This window comes from Bacillus halotolerans (genome assembly GCF_004006435.1).
Taxonomy (GTDB): domain Bacteria; phylum Bacillota; class Bacilli; order Bacillales; family Bacillaceae; genus Bacillus; species Bacillus halotolerans.
The window spans coordinates 2,931,400-2,951,754 of sequence record NZ_CP029364.1; the positions used below are offsets into that span (position 1 = coordinate 2,931,400).

General features: G+C 47.3%; 21 protein-coding genes. 15 read left to right on the plus strand and 6 right to left on the minus strand.

Features of this window, described 5'->3' with window-relative positions:
* Positions 1 to 2: 2 nt before the first annotated feature.
* The 3 genes from DIC78_RS14955 to pucR form a co-directional block, all read right to left on the minus strand.
* Entirely contained in the window at positions 3 to 1,295 is a 1,293-nt protein-coding gene (locus DIC78_RS14955; protein WP_127696514.1) for a nucleobase:cation symporter-2 family protein, read from the minus strand.
* 6 nt (positions 1,296 to 1,301) lie between these two features.
* The gene (locus tag DIC78_RS14960) at positions 1,302 to 2,597 is read right to left on the minus strand and encodes a nucleobase:cation symporter-2 family protein (protein WP_420867035.1); all 1,296 of its coding nucleotides are present in this window, start codon (positions 2,595 to 2,597) and stop codon (positions 1,302 to 1,304) included.
* 200 nt (positions 2,598 to 2,797) lie between these two features.
* On the minus strand, positions 2,798 to 4,393 hold the full coding sequence (gene pucR, locus DIC78_RS14965; protein WP_059292619.1) for a purine catabolism transcriptional regulator PucR: 1,596 nt from the start codon (positions 4,391 to 4,393) through the stop codon (positions 2,798 to 2,800).
* 180 nt (positions 4,394 to 4,573) lie between these two features.
* On the opposite strand from pucR, the gene DIC78_RS14970 reads away from it, so the two are divergent.
* The 7 genes from DIC78_RS14970 to yunB all read left to right on the plus strand — a co-directional run bounded on the left by DIC78_RS14970 (position 4,574) and on the right by yunB (position 10,706).
* Positions 4,574 to 5,917, plus strand: coding sequence for an allantoinase (locus DIC78_RS14970; protein WP_127696516.1), 1,344 nt, complete (start codon positions 4,574 to 4,576; stop codon positions 5,915 to 5,917).
* Positions 5,918 to 6,015: 98 nt separating this feature from the next.
* Complete coding sequence (locus tag DIC78_RS14975) at positions 6,016 to 6,363, plus strand: YunG family protein (protein ID WP_106022028.1); 348 nt, start codon at positions 6,016 to 6,018, stop codon at positions 6,361 to 6,363.
* 37 nt (positions 6,364 to 6,400) lie between these two features.
* Positions 6,401 to 7,249, plus strand: coding sequence for a DUF72 domain-containing protein (locus DIC78_RS14980; RefSeq protein ID WP_106019932.1), 849 nt, complete (start codon positions 6,401 to 6,403; stop codon positions 7,247 to 7,249).
* Positions 7,250 to 7,266: 17 nt separating this feature from the next.
* Positions 7,267 to 8,088: a sulfite exporter TauE/SafE family protein gene (locus tag DIC78_RS14985; protein ID WP_101860000.1), complete on the plus strand. Its 822-nt coding sequence runs from the start codon at positions 7,267 to 7,269 to the stop codon at positions 8,086 to 8,088.
* A 20-nt stretch (positions 8,089 to 8,108) separates the two neighbouring features.
* On the plus strand, positions 8,109 to 9,497 hold the full coding sequence (locus DIC78_RS14990; RefSeq protein WP_106022005.1) for a bifunctional metallophosphatase/5'-nucleotidase: 1,389 nt from the start codon (positions 8,109 to 8,111) through the stop codon (positions 9,495 to 9,497).
* A 64-nt stretch (positions 9,498 to 9,561) separates the two neighbouring features.
* Entirely contained in the window at positions 9,562 to 9,867 is a 306-nt protein-coding gene (locus tag DIC78_RS14995) for a YunC family protein (RefSeq protein ID WP_010331750.1), read from the plus strand.
* Positions 9,868 to 9,938: 71 nt separating this feature from the next.
* Entirely contained in the window at positions 9,939 to 10,706 is a 768-nt protein-coding gene (yunB, locus tag DIC78_RS15000; protein ID WP_106019503.1) for a sporulation protein YunB, read from the plus strand.
* A gap of 27 nt (positions 10,707 to 10,733) precedes the next feature.
* Here yunB and lytH read toward each other — a convergent pair whose 3' ends face one another.
* Complete coding sequence (lytH, locus tag DIC78_RS15005) at positions 10,734 to 11,714, minus strand: L-Ala--D-Glu endopeptidase (protein ID WP_106019502.1); 981 nt, start codon at positions 11,712 to 11,714, stop codon at positions 10,734 to 10,736.
* Positions 11,715 to 11,951: 237 nt separating this feature from the next.
* Here lytH and lipA point away from each other — a divergent pair, with 237 nt between their 5' ends.
* The gene (lipA, locus tag DIC78_RS15010) at positions 11,952 to 12,848 is read left to right on the plus strand and encodes a lipoyl synthase (protein ID WP_010331747.1); all 897 of its coding nucleotides are present in this window, start codon (positions 11,952 to 11,954) and stop codon (positions 12,846 to 12,848) included.
* Between the two features lie 15 nt (positions 12,849 to 12,863).
* Here the strand turns inward: lipA and DIC78_RS15015 are convergent, their stop codons facing one another.
* Complete coding sequence (locus tag DIC78_RS15015) at positions 12,864 to 13,493, minus strand: YhcN/YlaJ family sporulation lipoprotein (protein ID WP_101864115.1); 630 nt, start codon at positions 13,491 to 13,493, stop codon at positions 12,864 to 12,866.
* 112 nt (positions 13,494 to 13,605) lie between these two features.
* Here DIC78_RS15015 and DIC78_RS15020 point away from each other — a divergent pair, with 112 nt between their 5' ends.
* From DIC78_RS15020 to nucF, 3 genes are read left to right on the plus strand one after another with little or no spacing between them, the layout of a single operon-like run.
* Positions 13,606 to 13,881 carry a YutD family protein gene (locus DIC78_RS15020; protein ID WP_003228682.1) on the plus strand — a complete coding sequence of 92 codons (276 nt, stop codon included), beginning with the start codon at positions 13,606 to 13,608 and terminating at the stop codon, positions 13,879 to 13,881.
* 24 nt (positions 13,882 to 13,905) lie between these two features.
* On the plus strand, positions 13,906 to 14,340 hold the full coding sequence (locus tag DIC78_RS15025; RefSeq protein WP_105953817.1) for a DUF86 domain-containing protein: 435 nt from the start codon (positions 13,906 to 13,908) through the stop codon (positions 14,338 to 14,340).
* 29 nt (positions 14,341 to 14,369) lie between these two features.
* On the plus strand, positions 14,370 to 15,140 hold the full coding sequence (nucF, locus tag DIC78_RS15030) for a 5' nucleotidase NucF (protein ID WP_044158995.1): 771 nt from the start codon (positions 14,370 to 14,372) through the stop codon (positions 15,138 to 15,140).
* A 26-nt stretch (positions 15,141 to 15,166) separates the two neighbouring features.
* On the opposite strand, the gene DIC78_RS15035 is transcribed toward nucF, so the two are convergent.
* Positions 15,167 to 15,667: a phosphatidylglycerophosphatase A family protein gene (locus DIC78_RS15035; protein WP_024122730.1), complete on the minus strand. Its 501-nt coding sequence runs from the start codon at positions 15,665 to 15,667 to the stop codon at positions 15,167 to 15,169.
* A 153-nt stretch (positions 15,668 to 15,820) separates the two neighbouring features.
* On the opposite strand from DIC78_RS15035, the gene yutH reads away from it, so the two are divergent.
* From yutH to thrB, 4 genes are all read left to right on the plus strand, one after another.
* Complete coding sequence (gene yutH, locus DIC78_RS15040; protein WP_127696932.1) at positions 15,821 to 16,834, plus strand: spore coat-associated protein CotNH; 1,014 nt, start codon at positions 15,821 to 15,823, stop codon at positions 16,832 to 16,834.
* 204 nt (positions 16,835 to 17,038) lie between these two features.
* A complete protein-coding gene (locus tag DIC78_RS15045; RefSeq protein WP_044158994.1) occupies positions 17,039 to 18,340 on the plus strand; it encodes a homoserine dehydrogenase in 1,302 nt (433 codons plus the stop codon).
* Positions 18,340 to 19,398, plus strand: coding sequence for a threonine synthase (gene thrC / locus DIC78_RS15050; protein WP_024122727.1), 1,059 nt, complete (start codon positions 18,340 to 18,342; stop codon positions 19,396 to 19,398). The genes DIC78_RS15045 and thrC overlap by 1 nt, the downstream gene beginning before the upstream one ends.
* Positions 19,395 to 20,324, plus strand: a complete 930-nt coding sequence (thrB, locus tag DIC78_RS15055) for a homoserine kinase (RefSeq protein WP_101860004.1) — start codon at positions 19,395 to 19,397, stop codon at positions 20,322 to 20,324. The genes thrC and thrB overlap by 4 nt, the downstream gene beginning before the upstream one ends.
* The last annotated feature ends 31 nt before the right edge of the window (positions 20,325 to 20,355 follow it).

The following is a 20,355-nucleotide window of genomic DNA, read 5'->3' on the forward strand; positions in this document are numbered from 1 at the left end:
CTTTACGTATTTATTTCCGCGCTATGGGGCCGTTTGAATTGATAAAAAGCGTTCAGTGCGATCGCGGTTAAGCTGCCAATGACAATGCCGCTTCCGGTCAACACGGAAGCTGCTCCCGGAAGAGATGAAAACAAAGCGGGCACCGTCGTGGCGCCAAGCCCTAAGCTGACAGAAGAAGCAATGATCAGCAGATTGCCTTGTGATTCAAAATCGACGCTGGAAAGCATTTTAATACCGTAAGAAATGACCATGCCGAACATGACAATCATCGCACCGCCGAGCACTGCATTCGGGATCACGGTCGTCAATGCCGCGGCTTTTGGAATCAGGCCGACTGCCATCAGCATAAACCCGGTGATGGCGATGACATTGACACTTTTCATTTTTGAAAGCTGAACGATACCGACATTTTGCGAGAAAGCTGTATACGGAAACGCGTTAAACATGCCGCCAAGCACAATCGCAAGCCCCTCCGCCCGGTAGCCTTTCTCAAGATCTTTTTCTGTTAGTTTCCGGTTTGTCATATCGGATAGAGCAAAGTAAACACCCGTTGATTCAACAAGGCTGACAATCGCAACCAATAGCATGGTGAGAATGGCAGGCAACTCAAAGGTTGGCATGCCGAAATAAAATATAGAAGGAACATGAACCCAGGACGCCTCCGCGACCTCAGAAAAATCGACTTTTCCCATAAAGAAAGCGGCTGCCGTTCCAGCTGCAAGGCCGAGCAAAATCGCAATGGAGCGGATAAACCCTTTAAAGAAATAAAACAGCACTAAAATAAAGGCTGTAACAGCAAAGCCAAGCAGCACGTTGCCTAGTGAGCCGAAGTCTTTGCTGCCTTCACCGCCGGCCAGATTATTCATCGCCGTCGGAATCAGGCTGATGCCGATAATCATAACGACTGAGCCGGTTACGACCGGCGGGAAAAAACGTACAAGCTTTCCAAAGAAGCCCGCGGCTAAAACGACAATCAGCCCGGCTGCGATAATCGCACCGTAAATCGCTGAGACACCGTATATGCTGCCAATGGAAATCATCGGGCCGACTGCAGTAAACGTACAGCCGAGGACAACGGGGAGGCCGATGCCGAAATAGCGGTTTTTCCAGAGTTGTAAAAGAGTGGCTGCCCCGCACATAAACAAATCAATGGCAATTAAATATGTCAGCTGGCCCGTATTCAGCCCGATCGCAGCTCCGACGATCAGAGGGACGAGAATGGCTCCCGCATACATCGCCAGCATATGCTGAAGCCCAAGCATCAAAAGCTGAAAGGAATTTTGCTGTTCCTTCATCTCTATTTACACCTCTTTTTCTAAAACAAGTGTGTTTTCTAATACCGGCAGTTCTTCCTTCTGAACGGTTTTTTCCTTGCTGGCGCGCAAACTGAAGAATAGGTTTAAAAAGATCGCGGTCAGGCTTCCTGTGATGGTGCCGTCACTGACCAAAATACGGATCGGAGCGGGAAACTCTGCGAAAATCGCCGGTACTGTGCTGGCGCCGATGCCGAGTGCGATTGAGCAGGCGATGGTCAGCAGATGATATTGGTTTTTCAGATCCACTGTACTGAGCATTTTTACTCCGGAGGCGATAACCATGCCGAACATGACAACGGTTGCGCCGCCGAGCACAGCCGCGGGAACGGAGGAAGCAAGAGCGGCAACCTTAGGAATCAGCCCGAGGAAAAGAAGGATACAGCCCGCGGTGACGACGACATTTCTCGTTTTCACCTTTGTCAGCTGCAATAATCCGGCGTTTTGTGCAAATGTATTATAGGGAAAGGCGTTGAACAGCCCGCCTATCATAATGGCGATCCCCTCCGCCCGATAGCCTTTGACCAGATCTTTTTCGGTTAGGGGTCGGCCGCATATCTTTCCGATGGCGTAAAAAACGCCGGTTGATTCAACGATAATGACAATTCCGACGATCAGCATCGTGATGATCGGACCGATTTCAAAAGATGGAGCGCCGAAGTAAAACGGCTTCGGGATTTGAAAGAATGGGGCTTCAGATACAGATGAAAAGCTGACCTTGCCCATGACGGCAGCCGCCGCAGTACCCGCAGCAATCCCGATCAGAACGGAAAGCGTTCGGGCAAACCCTTTGAGAAAGCGGTTGAGGACTAAGAACAGGATAAGGACGCTGACAGAAAGAAGAAGATTTTCGAGCGAACCGTACTCGGGATTGGCGCTGCCGTTTGCTTTTTCTCCGCCAGCCATATTTTTCACACCTGTCGGAACAAGAGAAAGACCAATCAAGGTGACAACAGTTCCTGTTACGACAGGAGGGAATAACACGGTCAGCTTGCCGAAGAAACGGGCACACAAGAAGATCAAGACACCGGCTGCGATGATTGAACCGTAAATCGCTGAAATGCCGTAATTTGCACCAATTGCAATCATCGGGGTGACGGCCACGAACGAGCTGCCGAGCATGACGGGAAGCCCAATGCCGATGTGCGTTCCTCGCCAGGTTTGCAAAAGCGTCGCGGCTCCGCACGTTAACAGGTCAATCGCCAATAGGTAAGACAGCTGTTCCGACGTTACATTCAGCGCTCTGCCGACAAGCAGAGGCACCAAAATCGCACCTGCGTACATGGCCAGCACATGCTGCAGGCCAAGAGTGAACACTGCAAACGGTTTTTGTTTCACTACAGTCCCTCCTTTTACATGTGAACTTTAGTAACATGATAGCGTGCCGTTTGCGGGATGTCATTGGATACAGTAGCTGAAAAATAGGAGCGTTATTGCTGAAAGTAACGAAAAGCCATTTCTTTTGTAACACCATGTGACAAATGCTAGCTAATCAGCCGCTGCATCCGCAAGGCAAGCCGCAACCGCATTGTCGTTTCGGGATCTTTTAAGCTTTTGCCCAGTAATTCTTCACATTTTTCGAGGCGGTAGATGACCGTATTGCGATGCACGTACAAACGTTTTGCCGTCTCGGAAATCTGGCAGTGTGTCTCTAGATAGACAGACAGTGTATGAAGCAGGCTTTGATCCTCCTGCTGCTTTTCAGCCAGGCTTTGAAGAGTGGAATTGTAAAATTTCTTCAAATCCTCAACCGGAAGCAGGCGGAGCAACTCAGGTACATCTTTCGCGTGATACACTTGGATAAACTCCGTGCTTCTTGATAAATGCCCTGATTGGAGAGCGTCAGACGCTTCTGTGAAAGCGTCCGGGACATCGATCAGCTTTTGGCAAATGTTGCTGATGCCAAAGGACAATGTCCGTTTAAATTGGGTTTTGACCTGTGTCTGGAACTGCTCTAAAAAGCTGATCACTGAGGCGTGCATTTCACTCCAGCTGTCTGTCGCCTCGATCAGCAGAATGCCGACATTTCCTTTAATAAAGAGGTGAGGCGGAAACGGGAAGGCAGACAATTCGCCTTCAAGAAATTCAAATACGCTGTCAGAGGCCAGCTGATTTTCAGTAAAGCTGATCGATCTGTCATTCCGGTCGAGCTTTCCGGCGATGCACATATATTTTTGATCCCAGCGAAGCTTAAATTCTTTTGCCCGGTTTTTGATTTCGTCGTCTGAAGAGAACGACCGCTCGATAAAATTACTGAAAAACTCATTCCGCGCCCGCCGGCTGTATTGCTTCAGCGCGTTTTCCTTCAGCAGCTCAAAGGAAATCACGTTCGCAGCCTGTTCAATGGTGAGAATCAATCCTTTATCAGCGGCTTGGACCATTTCCGGTATAAGCAGGTAGCCGCAGCTTTTTTCATGATTATAGATAGGAAGGACAGAATATGTTTTCTGATTTGAGATCGAAGAGAAACAAGTGAAAAACGGCCCGGACACGGTGTGCAGCGTGCTTTTGAGCTTTTCGGTTTCAAATGAAATCTGATGAGATGCAGAAAGCATTTTGGCATGCTGGTCAAGGAGCAGCACGGGAAGATGAAGGAGGTCTGATACCTTTTTGAGCAGAGATTGCAATCCCTTGCCGCTCATAATGTGGTTTGTGAATTTCTTGTGTGCGTAAATGGCTTGCTGAAGCTCGTTTGAACGCATATCAAGAATATGGCTCAGCGTGGCGTTGACAATGTCTCCGAGGCGTATATGCTCAGGGAGCTCGATGATCGGAAACGCGTGTGAATCGGCGAGGTCAATGATTTCTTTCGGGATATCCTCCAGGTACCGTTTTGTTTTAATGCCGAGACCGGCACAGCCGCGTTTTGCCATTTGCCGAATCAGTTCTGATAACTGGTGAGGATTGTCCTTCAGGTGATACGCGGTGGTGACGAGCAGCTCGTCTTTATGCAGAAAATCCGCGATATCAGGAGCATCCATCATGTTGACATGCTGAACCTCTCTTTCTCCCCCTGCTTTGCCCGCAATTAAAACTGCATTTTCGTAAGCCGGTATTTTCATCACATCAAAAATATTCATAGCTCATTCTCCTTTTCTCACAAAAAGTAACCATTGGTTAAGATGAATAAATTTCATTATTAATTCTAGCTGTTTTGCTGATGTAATACGATCATAGTAACAGTAAAATGTTGAAAATAGACTGATTGTGTTACATAAACTGACATAAAAATTCATCATCCTTACAGGGGAGGGTTCAGTATGGCTTACGATTTAGTAATAAAAGGAGCAAAGGCAGTCACGCCGGATGGTGTTAAAGAAGCTGATATTGCAATGAAAAACGGGACTATTGCCAAGATCGGTTCTGCAATTGAAGCAGAGGGGGCACCAGTTGTGGAGGCTAGCGGGCAATATATTTTTCCGGGTTCGGTCGATTGCCATGTTCATTTCAACGAACCGGGCAGAGAGGATTGGGAAGGGTTTGAAACGGGCTCACAGATGATGGCTGCAGGCGGCTGCACCACTTATTTTGATATGCCGCTGAACTGCATTCCATCCACGGTGACGGCTGAAAACCTTCTCGCAAAAGCTGAAATCGGCAGGCAAAAATCGGCGGTGGATTTTGCGTTATGGGGCGGCCTTGTGCCCGGTCATATTGATGACATACATCCGATGGCTGAAGCGGGTGCGATAGGATTTAAAGCATTTTTATCAAAATCAGGCACAGAGGAGTTTCGCTCTGTTGATGAACGGACCTTGCTCAAAGGCATGAAAGAAATTGCGGCCGCAGGAAAAATCCTTGCTCTTCACGCAGAAAGCGATGCGATCACAAGCTTTTTGCAGATGGAATGGGCGAATAAAGGGAAAGTGAATGCGGATGCGTACGCGGCCTCCCGCCCGGAGGAAGCCGAAGCTGAAGCGGTGTATCGCACGATTCAGTATGCGAAAGTGACGGGCTGTCCGGTGCATTTTGTCCACATCAGTACAGCAAAAGCGGTCCGCTTGATACGGGAGGCGAAACAGGAGGGATTGGATATAACGGTAGAAACATGCCCGCATTATGTTTTGTTCAGCCATGACGATTTACGGGAAAAGGGCTCTGTCGCAAAATGCGCCCCTCCGCTCAGATCGCAGCCATCAAAAGAGGCGTTAATTGATACGCTGATCGCGGGGGATATTGACATGGTGTCCTCGGACCACTCCCCCTGCCGTCCTTCTCTGAAGCGGGAGGATAATATGTTTTTGTCATGGGGCGGAATCAGCGGCGGTCAGTTTACTTTATTGGCCATGCTTGAACTGGCCCTTGAGCGGGACATTCCATTTGAAACCATTGCTGAATGGACAGCGGGGGCACCCGCGAAGCGATTCGGCCTTCAGCAAAAAGGGAGGCTTGAAGAGGGGCGGGACGCGGATCTCGTTCTCGTCAGCATGGAGCCGTACACAGTCACAACAGAAACGATGTTTGCAAAACATAAGCAGAGCATTTATGAAGGACATACTTTCCCCTGCCGCATCTCGGCCACCTACAGCAGAGGACGGAGCGTGTACAGTGATGGGGAGAAAGCAGACAGCGGAATTGAGGGAGCATTGGTCGTTCCTTCGTAAGCCCGGCAGATTGAATTCTGCCGGTTTTTTTATGTCAGTGACTTTGGTTTTTAAAAATCAATCATCGTGGTATCTTTTTAAAAAGGGGGCTTTCGATGATGGAACACATCAAACACATACTAAATCAATCATGGTCGCTGCATACGAGTTCCAAATGGACGAAAGAATGCCCGGCATGCGGGCAATGCGGCGTGACGGCATTGGTGATACAGGAGCAATTCGGGGGCGATATTTTCAAAACAAAGATCGGTGGGAGCTGGCATTTTTATAACAGCATAAATGGGGCTGTGTATGACTTTACGAGTGAACAGTTTCAGGAGCCTATTGAGTACCAAAATATCCCTTCCTCCAGAGAGGAGGCGTTTTTGGATACCAATGAGGAACAATATCAGCATCTGCGCTCAGCGTTTTTCCGCAATATGAACAGCATTTCCGAGGAAACCTGAAAACGCGTGTGATAAACTGGAAGAGAGGTGAATGATTGTGATTTATATCGGACTGACGGGATGGGGGGATCATGACAGCATTTATCCGCCGAAAACGGCCAGCCAGAAAAAATTGCAGGCCTATTCCTCCCATTTTCCGATCGTGGAATTAGACGCGAGCTTTTACGCGATTCAGCCGGCGCGCAACAATGAAAAGTGGGTGAAGGAAACACCGGAAACCTTCCAATTTATCATTAAAGCGTATCAGGGCATGACGGGGCATCAGCGCGGCGACATTCCGTTTGACTCCAAAGAGGAGATGTTTGATGCTTTTAAGCTGTCCTTAACGCCATATTTACATAGCAATAAGCTCGCCATGGTGCTGTTTCAATTTCCGCCGTGGTTTGACTGCAAGAAAGAAAATGTCGCTTATTTAAGATGGTGCAAAAATCAAATGGGCGATATTCCTTGCGCGCTTGAGTTCAGAAACCGCTCCTGGTTTTCGCCGCCATTTTATGAGCAGACGCTTTCCTTTATGAAAGCGGAAGGCTGGATTCACAGCGTATGTGATGAACCGCAAATCGGCGATGGAAGTGTCCCGACTGTGTTGCGGGCGACCGATGAAAACAAAACGCTCGTCAGGTTTCACGGACGCAATAAGCAGGGCTGGATGAAGCCTGATGGCGGGAAAAACTGGCGTGAGGTCAGATATTTATACCGCTATAACAAACAGGAGCTGGAAGACTGGAAAAAGCATCTGAACGCATTGCAGCAGCAGTGTAAAGATGTATTTGTCCTGTTCAACAACAATTCCGGCGGAGACGCCGCGGATAACGGCAAGCAGATGCTTGAACTGCTTGATATCGAGTACTCCGGACTTTCTCCAAGACAGCTCGATTTATTTTAGAAAAGAGGTTTTGATTGATGTCGTTTGTGATTTTGATCGTACTGGGATTTATTGCGGGTACGGTAGGAAGTTTGATTGGACTCGGCGGCGGGATTGTCATCGTTCCGGCCATGATGTTTTTAAGCGCGGTGACGCCGTATTTTCAGGATGTGACGCCGCAGGTCGCCATCGGGACTTCGCTTCTGGTCATTATTTTTACGGGTCTTTCCTCAACTTTGGCTTATATTAAATATAAAACGGTTGATTATAAAAGCGGGCTCATTTTCTTTATCGGTTCAGGTCCCGGCAGCATTATTGGGGCTTACGTGTCAAAGCTTTTTAATTCAAACTCGTTTTCCATTTGGTTTGGCATATTTATGATTCTTATTTCATTATCCTTAATGCTGAAAGCGAAGGCGCGGCCGGTAAACAAAGAGCACAGAGGAATAATACGGACTTTTCAGGATGATGCCGGAGAGCCCTATACTTACTCATATCAGGCGCCTGTCGGGATTGCCATCGCCTTTGTTGTCGGCTTTTTAGGCGGGCTCTTTGGAATAGGCGGCGGCTCGCTGATGGTTCCGGCCATGATGCTGCTATTTCTGTTCCCGCCAAAGGTTGCGGTGGCAACGTCCATGTTCATTATTTTCCTATCTTCTATGACAGGATCTGTTTCACATATCATGTCCGGGCATGTGAATTGGCTGTACGCCCTCGCGCTTGTGCCCGGCGCTTGGTTCGGCGGAAGGCTTGGCGCCGCCATCAACCGAAAAATGCAGACGAAAACGATCGTTATGATTATGCGGATCGTATTAATTTTGATCGGCTGCCAGCTCATTTATGAAGGCATTTTCAGCTGAACGATTAGGGAGAGAATGATATGAAAGAGAAGCTCCGCTTATATCACACAAATGATTTGCACAGCCATTTTGAAAATTGGCCAAAAATAACAGATTATATTGAGCAAAAAAGAAAAGAACATCAGTTGCACAGCGAAGAGACGCTCGTTTTTGATATTGGTGATCATATTGATCGTTTTCATTTTGTGACAGAGGCCACATTCGGAAAAGCCAATGTAGACCTCTTAAACCGTCTTCAAATTGATGGAGCGGCTATCGGCAATAACGAGGGGATTACCCTTCCTCATGAAGAACTTGCTTCTTTATATGATCATGCCGATTTTCCCGTTATCGTCTCTAATCTGTATGACAAAAACGGAAACCGCCCGTCCTGGGCGGTTCCTTACCATATCAAAACCTTGAGAAACGGCATGACCATTGCTTTGTTAGGTGTAACGGTGCCGTATTATCCCGTATATGACAAGCTGGAATGGACTGTTACTGATGCGCTCGAAAGTATAAAAGAAACCATACAGGAAGTGAAAGGACAAGCTGATATCATCGTTCTCCTGTCGCATTTGGGAATTCTTGACGATCAAGCGGTTGCTGAAGCGGTTCCGGAGATTGACGTTATCCTCGAGTCTCATACTCACCATCTGCTTGAAAATGGACAGATGGTCAACGGCGTATTGCTTGCCAGCGCTGAGAAATACGGAAACTATGTCGGCTGTGTAGACATCACGATGGACACTGAAAAGCGAAAAATCATCAGCAAAACAGCGTCTGTTCAAAACATGGCTGAATGGACAGGGGAATCGGCGGAAACCAAAGCATTTCTTGAGGAAAAAGAACGTGAAGCCGAGGAAAAGCTGTCCGTTGCCGTTGCGGAGCTTGCGCAAGATGCTGAAGTCAAGTGGTTTGAAGAATCCGATCTGCCTTTACTTTTGGCATATGCGTTAAAGGAATGGTGCGGAGCCGACATCAGCATGGTGAATTCCGGCGTCATCCTCGGACCGCTTAAAGCCGGCCCGGTGACCAAACTTGACCTGCACCGCATCTGCCCTCACCCCATCAACCCGGTTACTGTCCGCCTGACGGGAGAGGAACTGAAGGAAACGATTGTTCATGCCGCTTCGGAACAGATGGAGCAGCTTCGAATTAAAGGATTGGGCTTCCGGGGAGAAGTGATGGGGAAAATGGTGTACGCGGGTGTCGATGTCGAAACAAAACGGCTGGACGATGGGATGACGCACGTCACCCGGATTACGCTGAACGGAGATGACATAGATAAAAATAAACAATACGCTGTGGCCGTGCTTGACATGTTTACGCTCGGCAGGCTGTTTCCAATCATCCGCGACGCCGAGGTAAAAGAATATTTCATGCCGGAATTTTTGCGGGATCTGCTTGCCTGGAAGCTTGCACAATAAGGAGGTCAGCCCACAACAAGCCGTGCCCTTCATCATAAAGTGATGAAGGAAGGGAGTGGTTGACGTGGTAAATCTGACACCGATTATGATCGAAGGACAGCCTTTTACAGCTGTGACAGTAAAGCTTCCAAAAACAAATTTCATGGCAGTCTCCAATGATCACGGATACATTATGTGCGGCGCGCTTGATGTGGCGCTGCTGAATGAAAAATTAAAGGAGCGTGGAATTGTGGCGGGACGGGCGGTTGGTGTGCGAACCATTGACCAGCTGTTAGACGCCCCTTTAGAATCCGTCACATATGCCGCAGAAGATCTTGGCATTCATGCCGGCATGAGCGGCAGAGAAGCGCTTTTAAAAATGGTGAAATAAAATAAATTGGCCCGGCTATTACTATGTCCCCCCTTACAAGCATACATTGTGATATGTAAGGGGGGATTTTCTTGCTAAGATATCGCGGCCCTCTTCGCAAGAGAGGACCTTTGCCTTTCCGGTACGTGCTGCTGCTGTCACTCGTATTTTTTATCATATCAACAACAGTCAGCCTTTGGATTATCAACGGCTCTATTAAACCGGTATTAATGAGCATCGGTGAAATGGAAACGAAGCGTGTGGCAACAGAGGTGATTCAGGATTCGATTGAGGATTATATGTCTGACAGCGAAAATATGAAAGATATGTTTCAAATGAATTCTGATGAAAACGGAAATTTAACGACAATCGATTTTAATACACAGATTATAAACAGTGTGAAAACAAAGGTGACAAAGCAGCTTCAGTCTCATCTGAAAGAGATGGAAACCCACACCGGACACAGCGGTGCCAGTGAAAATATTATGATCAACATCCCATTGGGACAGGTGACAGGAAACAGCCTTCTTGGAAACCTCGGCCCGAAAATCCCGGTCCGGTTCAATTTAATCGGTGACGCCTTTACGGACGTCAAAACAAAAATAAAGCCATACGGCATTAATAACGCACTTATTGATATCAGCATCTTCGTAGAAATTAAAGTGAAGGTCATCATCCCGTTCGCAAGCAAAACGGCCGTGGTCACCAATAATGTTCCTGTATCAATTAAAGCAGTGCAGGGCGAAGTGCCGCAATTTTATAACGGAAGCGGCGGTTCAGGTGTTACGCCTTCTGTCCAGCTTCCAAGCAGCAAAGAAGAAGACAGCCATGATTCAAAAAATGAAAAAAACAGCAAATAAAGCCGCCTTTTCATGAGGCGGCTTTCGTCATTTCTTTTTCTTGTACTCATAGCGCTCCCACGCTCTCAAATGTGGATAAGGATCAAACGACCATTCAGTTTTTCCATTATCCTTATACATGCCATAGTGCAGGTGCGGTGGAAATTTTCCGGCTGTGCCAGGCGGGCCGTATCCTGAGCTGCCCACTGACCCGATCACTTGGCCGGGCTCGACGATCTGCCCTGTTTTAATGCCCTTTGCAAACCCATTGAGATGGGCGAAATAATGATACGTATTGTTAATATCTCTGATGCCGATTCTCCATCCTCCAAAGCGGTTCCAGCCTTTCATTTCAATGACGCCGTAACAGGTGGATTTAACAGGAAGGCCATAGTGGGCAAAGAGATCTGTTCCTTCATGAATCCGCCTTCCCCCAAAGCCGCGGGCGTCTCCCCACGTGCTGCGGTAGCTGTAATCCGTTCTGATCGGAAGCGGAAACGCATGCTCGCCCAAATCAATATGACCGTAAGCCTTAAACAGCTTCATGAACTCGGATATGATTCCCACCGTTTGATCACGGCGGTAATAATTCCAGAGCCCGATGCGGATATTCTCTTCATCTGTGCCGTACGACAGCAGATATTGTGCGAATGTATACAGAATGTCTTCATCATTGCTGACCTCGGCTTTCCCGTCGCCGTCACCGTCCATTCCGATTCCGTCAAACACTTTTATGCTTAACGGCGCATCGTCTTTCGGATTCGGATTTTCTGGTCCGCTCCAGATCTCGTCCGGTACATAGATGCTGATGATTCCCGTTTTGTCAGGCAGATCCTTTCTGTTGCTCCGCACATTCTCCTCGTATTGATCAACAGCGGCGAGCGCGTACCAAGGAATCTGCGTCACAGCCTCGACTTTATGATATAATCCCATCCGTTTAGAAAGCACCGGATCTGAAAGCTCTTTTCCAGACGCAAAAGGTTCAAATGCAAACAAAAGGAGAAGAAGGGCAGATAACACAACTTTCACAAAATAATCTCCTTTCAATATTGAATACACATAGTTTGCGGCAACCCGGCGAGAAAATGTCAGTAATCATCTTCCCTTGTCGAGAAATTTTTCCTATGTTAAAGTGTCTAAAGAAAAGACTTTCTTTAGTTAGAAAAACATTATTTTTGTTGCAGAAATGAAAAAACTGCACCTATCTCGTTTTCAGAATGTTTCGTGTCAGAAATTGAGTATATTGGATATTGGAGATGATGGGAATTGGCAAAGAAAGACGAACACCTCAGAAAGCCCGAATGGCTCAAAATCAAATTAAATACAAATGAAAATTATACAGGACTCAAAAAACTCATGCGGGAAAACAATCTGCACACCGTATGTGAAGAAGCAAAATGTCCGAATATTCATGAATGCTGGGCAGTAAGACGTACAGCGACATTTATGATCTTAGGATCTGTTTGTACGAGAGCGTGCCGTTTCTGCGCCGTCAAAACGGGCCTTCCGACTGAGCTTGACCTGCAAGAGCCGGAACGCGTAGCAGATTCCGTCGCTCTGATGAATCTGAAACACGCGGTTATCACAGCTGTTGCGCGTGATGACCAAAAAGACGGCGGTGCGGGTATTTTTGCGGAAACTGTCCGTGCAATCCGCAGAAAAAGCCCGTTCACAACAATTGAGGTGCTTCCGTCAGATATGGGCGGAAACTATGATAACTTAAAAACGTTAATGGATACGCGCCCTGATATCCTGAATCACAATATCGAAACGGTTCGCCGCTTGACTCCAAGAGTCCGCGCGCGTGCGACATACGACCGTTCATTGGAATTTTTGCGCCGCGCGAAAGAAATGCAGCCTGACATCCCGACAAAATCAAGCATCATGATCGGACTCGGTGAAACGAAAGAAGAAATTATCGAAGTGATGGACGACCTCTTGGCAAACAATGTTGATATTATGGCAATCGGCCAATACCTGCAGCCGTCGAAGAAGCACTTAAAAGTCCAAAAATATTATCACCCTGATGAATTTGCAGAATTGAAGGAAATCGCGATGCAAAAAGGCTTCAGCCACTGTGAAGCCGGTCCGCTTGTCCGTTCCTCCTACCATGCGGATGAACAGGTTAACGAAGCATCTAAAAAACGCCAAGCGCAAGCATAATGCCAAAACGCCAGATCATCTGGCGTTTTTGTCATTCCTATTCGTTTCCTTGTCCTGGCGTGTTTCTCCATTTGCATTTTCGTTTTCCGAGACAGGGCTTCCTTGCGGGGAGGTTTTCATTTCTTGTATCGTCCCCGACATGATGTCTCTGACATCTCTTGAACCGGAACCGAGATTGCTGTAATTTTTGATGGCCTGCATGTGATTCGGATTGTCGGAAATGTACACATGATAGTAACGCGGAATCACCGAAACCGCCGTTTTTTTCACTTGATCAGCTGTCAGCTCACGGTTTTTCGAATCGGTTTTGTACACGACAAGCGCTTCTTGGTCAGTGACAAGCGCTGCGGCATCTTGAATATGAGGGAGCTGAACCGTTAAGCTTGATATAATGTGAGCGGTTTCTTCACGGTCTGGCGCCGGTGTCTCCTGCTGTTCGCCGTCAAATTGTTCTTTTTGATAGCGGACATAACCAAACTGTTCATTCTCATCATGCCTGTTAAAAGCTTCATTGCGGTCAGATACATGAATGGGCCTGGTTTCATTTTGATGCTGGGCATTCTGCTCAGCGTTATTGAATCCTGCGCCTCCGCATCCGGATAAAAGCCCGGTCATCAGGCAGAGGCTGACAGCAGTTCGTTTCATTTGTAATCCCTCCTTATGTGTAGGGTAGCCAAATCACACGAATTATTCTTTAGCAATTGATGGGGACGGGGCAATGAATTATGATAGGAATGAGTGAAAAAGAGGTGAGATCATGATTCTTATTCAAAATGCCGAATTTGAGCTGGTGCACAATTTCAAAGACGGCTTCAACGAAGAGGCTTTTAAAGCCCGTTATTCCGATATTTTAAATAAATACGATTACATTGTGGGAGACTGGGGATACGGCCAGCTCAGGCTCAAGGGCTTCTTTGACGACCAGAATCAAAAGGCGACCTTTGAAACGAAAATCAGCACATTGGACGAATACATTTACGAATACTGTAATTTCGGCTGTGCGTATTTTGTCTTAAAACGGATCAGAAAATAACCATTACACAAAGGGGATGCTGTCATGTATTTTGTTGACAGAAACAAGATAGAGCATACACTCGGGTTCTTCGAGCGTCAGCTGGCGCTGTTTCATTCGCAAACAGACTGGAAATCCGAAATCGAGGGGCTCGCGCTTGAACGCATCGGCCACCTGTTAATCGAATGCATTCTCGATACAGGAAATGACATGATTGACGGTTTTATTATGCGGGACCCGGGCAGCTATGATGATATCATGGACATACTGGTTGATGAAAAAGTCGTAACGGAAGAAGAGGGGGCAGAGCTGAAGCAATTGATTGCGTATCGAAAAACATTGGTTCAGCAATACCAGCTCGCTGACAGTGCAGAGCTTTACAAGCTGATCACCGCGCATCTAGCGGTCCTTCAAGTCTTTCCGAAACGAATCAGAAGCTACTTGGAAACAGAGCTGGGCCCTGTTTCCGCGTTTAAATAACGACAGGAAAGCCACAGGAGTGTTTAAAAATGAAAACATATAAAGGATATTTAATTGATTTAGACGGAACGATGTACAACGGCACAGAAAAAATCGAGGAAGCTTGTGAATTTGTCAGAACGCTGAAAGACCGCGGCATTCCTTATCTTTTTGTGACAAACAACTCTTCCCGCACACCGAAGCAGGTGGCGGACAAGCTGGTCTCTTTTGACATTCCGGCAACAGAGGAGCAGGTTTTTACGACAAGCATGGCGACTGCCCAGCATATCGCCCAGCAGAAAAAAGACGCGTCTGTGTATGTGATCGGGGAAGAAGGAATTCGCCAGGCGATTGAAGAAAATGGCCTGACCTTTGCAGAGGAAGATGCGGACTTTGTTGTTGTAGGGATTGACCGCGGGATTACATACGAAAAACTTGCCGTCGGCTGCCTCGCAATCAGAAATGGCGCCCGCTTTATTTCCACAAACGGTGACATTGCCATACCGACTGAAAGAGGCCTCCTGCCGGGCAACGGTTCACTGACCTCTGTGTTAACCGTATCCACAGGCGTGCAGCCGGTATTTATCGGCAAGCCGGAATCCATCATCATGGAGCAGGCGATGCGTGTTCTCGGCACTGATGTATCCGAAACACTTATGGTCGGCGACAACTACGCGACTGACATTATGGCAGGCATTAATGCAGGGATGGATACGCTGCTTGTCCACACAGGCGTAACGAAAAGAGAGCATATGACAGACGATATGGAAAAACCGACTCACGCTATTGATTCTCTGACTGAGTGGATTCAACATATATAAAAAAGGGCGCCCCAAAAGGGTGCCCTTTATTCTGTATGCCGCGCGCGGTGTGCAAGCCTGCTGGAGGCCGCAGCGGAAATGGCGCCGACAATGTCATCAAGAAATGTATGGCATTCGCCGGTTGATTTATCATTTAAACGGCCGAGGATACCGGGTTTTTCTTTGTCGATGTAGCCATAGTTTGTAAACCCGATGGACCCGTAAATATTCACGATGGAAAATGCCAGAACTTCATCTACTCCATATAGGCTTTCATCTATCTCCAGCATCGTTTGCAGCGGTTCAGACAGTTTTTTCTGCTCAGCAAGAACGTCCAATTCAATGCCCGTTAAAATCGCGTTTTGCACCTCACGCTTTGCGAGGACCCGATTCACATTCAACGTGCATTCATCCATGGTTAAATCCGGATGATATTTTTTCTGCAGAAAAAAGACAAGCTCGGCAATATCGGATACCTCAACGCCGCGCTCCTTCATCCGTTCTCTTGCTTTGGCTTCCATCTGACTGATTTGTTCTTTATCTGACATCAACTTCACCCAATCTTTTTTTACTAGTTTATACAAAACGTACGAGATGTTTACGACTTTTTCTTGCTCCTTTGTCGGATTAAAATATGTATTCATAATTCCGCCTGTGTATGACTACGATGTGATGAGCCCTAATTCAACAGGCAGGTGATCATTGTGAAAGGCACAATAAAAGAAAAATACGGCATTCATATCAGGCAGCTTTCAATGTATCAGCATACGTATCAATGCTTTCAAACACCGAATTCCTTCTTTTTGATTGTTCCCGTTTCCCATTTTTCAGATGAGGAGCTGGCGGAGCTTTATTACATGAGTCAGTATTTACAAGAACAAAGTGACCCATACGTTTCCGTTTTTATCTTTACAAAAGAAGGCGAGCTGACCTTTGAACATGAAGGAAAAACGTATGCCCTGCTGAAGGCGGCTCCTCCTTTTTCAAACCGGGCATTTTCCATAGGGACAGAACTGGCGGAGTTTCATCGAAAGGGCAGAGGATACCCGTACGAAGTGAAGGAGGCCGGAAGAATCGGGCAGTGGAAAGACCTGTGGGGAAAACGCATTGATCAGCTTGAAGCGTTTTGGCAGCGAAAGGTTCATACCCCTCCGCACGAGCCCTTTGATAAAAAAATGATTGAATCGTTTCCATATTTTTTAGGACTATCAGAAAACGCGATTCAATATTTAGTCGATACTGAGCTCGATGACAAACCGCAAGCGGCTGATTCAGGAACAATATGCCATCAGAGGATGGAAAGAAATACGTGGTCTTCTGAATCCCTTATCAGGATTCCGGCTGACTGGGTATTTGACCACGCTGCACGCGATTTAGCCGAATATATGAGACACACATTTTTGCATCATCGTGATGATTTTAGCCGGCAGGGCTTTCGCTTTTTGCAGGAATACGAGCAAATCACACCGCTGTCTTCATTTTCGAAACGTCTTTTGTACAGCCGTCTCCTTTTTCCGCTTCATTATTATGAAATCGTGGAAGGCTACTATATTTCTTCAGAATCGGAAAAGCACTATTATGAAGAGCAGCTCGACTACATTCTCAGCGATTCGGGCTATGAACAATTTCTGAATGCCGCCCAGGAGTTTATGAACATGAGAGCGCAGAACATTTTTGTCCCCCCTGTCAGCTGGCTCGGAAAGGGCGGCTTGTAAGGAAGGAGAAAATCCGACAAAAATAATTAGAAAATAAAGAATCTTGTCATATCAATTGGTTAAGCGTTTACATTCGCAAAATTCAGCAGATTGTTGTCTTGTCAAAACAGAAATGGGCTTATATAATATTTGTAACTTATATGTCTGTGTTGAGTTAACAATTGTCTCTCTTGGGAGGACAATCCGAAGAAGGGTGGAGTTTTTTTGAAAGCAATTCGTGTAGGGCTTTTAGGCTTAGGTACCGTCGGAAGCGGTGTCGTTAAAATTATTCAAGACCATCAGGATAAGCTGATGCATCAGGTTGGCTGTCCAATTACAATAAAAAAAGTGCTTGTGAAAGATGTAGAGAAAAAAAGAGAAGTAGATTTGCCGAAGGAAGTGCTCACGACAGAAGTATATGATGTGATCGACGATCCAGATGTTGATGTCATCATCGAGGTGATCGGCGGTGTTGAGCAGACAAAGCAATATTTGCTTGACGCTTTGAGATCGAAAAAACACGTTGTCACGGCAAACAAAGATTTAATGGCCGTGTACGGTTCTGAACTGCTAGCTGAAGCAAAGGAAAATGGCTGTGATATTTACTTCGAAGCCAGCGTTGCCGGCGGGATTCCAATTCTTCGCACATTAGAGGAAGGCCTCTCATCAGACAGGATTACTAAAATGATGGGAATCGTAAACGGAACAACGAACTTTATCTTAACCAAAATGATTAAAGAGAAAAGCCCTTACGAGGAAGTGCTTAAGGAAGCGCAGGATCTCGGGTTTGCCGAAGCTGACCCGACTTCAGATGTGGAAGGGCTCGACGCCGCACGGAAAATGGCAATATTGGCGCGTCTCGGCTTCTCAATGAACGTCGATCTGGAAGATGTCAAAGTGAAGGGGATCTCCCAGATTACAGACGAGGATATCAGCTTCAGCAAACGCCTCGGCTACACAATGAAGCTGATCGGAATTGCCCAGCGTGACGGCAGCAAAATTGAAGTCAGCGTTCAGCCGACGCTGCTTCCAGATCACCATCCGCTTTCTGCCGTGCATAATGAATATAACGCCGTCTACGTGTATGGCGAAGCTGTCGGAGAGACGATGTTCTATGGCCCGGGAGCGGGAAGCATGCCGACAGCCACATCAGTTGTGTCTGACCTGGTTGCTGTCATGAAAAACATGCGTCTCGGCGTAACCGGCAACAGCTTTGTTGCGCCGCAATATGAGAAAAACATGAAGTCGCCGTCCGATATTTATGCACAGCAATTCTTGAGAATTCACGTGAAGGATGAGGTAGGCTCATTCTCGAAAATCACGTCTGTGTTCTCAGAACGGGGCGTCAGCTTTGAGAAAATTCTTCAGCTGCCGATTAAGGGGCATGATGAGTTAGCAGAAATCGTCATCGTCACACACCACACATCAGAAGCTGATTTCAGTGATATCCTGCAAAACTTAAATGATTTGGAAGTCGTTCAAGAAGTCAAAAGCACATATCGTGTAGAAGGGAACGGTTGGAGCTAATGTGGAAAGGACTTATCCATCAATATAAAGAGTTTTTACCCGTAACGGATCAAACACCGGCGCTTACGTTACATGAAGGCAATACGCCGCTCATTCATTTGCCGAAGCTGTCTGAACAGCTCGGGATTGAGCTCCATGTCAAAACAGAAGGCGTAAACCCTACTGGATCTTTTAAAGACCGCGGGATGGTCATGGCGGTGGCAAAGGCGAAAGAAGAAGGCAACGACACGATTATGTGCGCGTCAACCGGAAATACATCAGCGGCTGCGGCTGCTTATGCAGCCCGCGCCGATATGAAATGTATTGTCATCATCCCGAACGGGAAAATCGCGTTTGGCAAGCTCGCTCAAGCAGTCATGTACGGAGCTGAAATCATTGCGATCGACGGCAACTTTGACGATGCCCTTAAAATTGTCCGTTCAATTTGTGAAAAATCACCGATCGCGCTTGTCAACTCGGTCAACCCTTACCGCATCGAAGGCCAAAAAACAGCTGCCTTTGAAGTATGCGAACAGCTGGGCGAAGCACCGGACGTTTTGGCGATTCCGGTCGGAAACGCGGGAAACATCACAGCGTACTGGAAGGGCTTCAAAGAATATCATGAGAAAAACGGCACTGGCCTTCCGAAAATGCGCGGTTTTGAAGCGGAAGGTGCAGCTGCGATCGTCCGCAACGAAGTCATTGAAAACCCGGAAACAGTGGCAACAGCGATTCGTATCGGAAACCCGGCAAGCTGGGATAAAGCTGTAAAAGCGGCTGAGGAGTCCAATGGGAAAATTGACGAAGTCACTGACGATGAAATTCTTCATGCGTATCAGCTGATTGCCCGTGAAGAAGGCGTGTTTGCAGAACCGGGCTCCTGCGCATCTATTGCAGGTGTGCTGAAACAAGTAAAATCCGGAGAAATTCCGAAAGGCAGCAAGGTTGTGGCTGTGTTAACAGGGAACGGGCTGAAAGACCCGAACACAGCGGTCGACATTTCTGAAATGAAGCCGGTCACCCTGCCGACTGATGAAGACAGCATCCTCGAATACTTAAAAGGAGCGGCCCGTGTATGAACGATGCCGACATGCTGTTCTCTGTCACTGTTCCAGGAAGCACGGCTAACCTAGGCCCCGGCTTTGATTCAGTCGGAATGGCGCTCAGCAGGTATTTAAAGCTGACCGTCTTTGAAAGCGATCAATGGTCTTTTGAAGCTGAAACAGAAACAGTCGCCGGAATCCCGGCGGGTACAGATAATATGATCTATCAAGTGGCGAAACGGACGGCAGATATGTACGGAAAAGCAATGCCTCCTGCACATGTGAAAGTGTGGAGCGATATCCCGCTTGCACGCGGTCTTGGCAGCAGTGCTGCGGCCATAGTGGCGGCTATAGAACTGGCAGACGAATTATGCGGTTTACAGCTCTCCGAAGCAGACAAGCTGCATTTAGCCAGCCTTGAAGAAGGACATCCGGACAATGCAGGCGCTTCTCTCGTCGGCGGGCTTGTGATCGGACTGCATGAAGACGACGAGACGCAAATGATCCGCGTGCCGGATGCCGACATTGATGTTGTGGTTGTCATTCCTTTTTACGAGGTGCTGACAAGAGACGCGCGGGACGTGCTCCCGGCAGAGTTTCCATATGCGGACGCTGTAAAAGCCAGCGCCGTCAGCAACATTCTCATCGCGGCGATCATGTCAAAGGATTGGCCGCTCGTCGGAAAAATCATGAAAAAGGATATGTTCCATCAGCCGTATCGGGCGATGCTTGTCCCGGAATTGTCTAAAGTGGAGCATGTTGCCGAGATGAAAGGCGCTTATGGAACTGCCCTCAGCGGAGCGGGCCCGACGATTCTCGTCATGACCGAAAAAGGAAAAGGAGAAGCGCTGAAAGAGCAGCTCGCACTTCATTTCCCGCATTGTGAAGTCGACGCTTTGACCGTTCCGAAAGAGGGAAGTATAATAGAGCGAAATCCTTTCTATCAAGTGAAAAGTGTATAGTTCATTCCAAGCGTTCCTCAGTGTCAGCGGA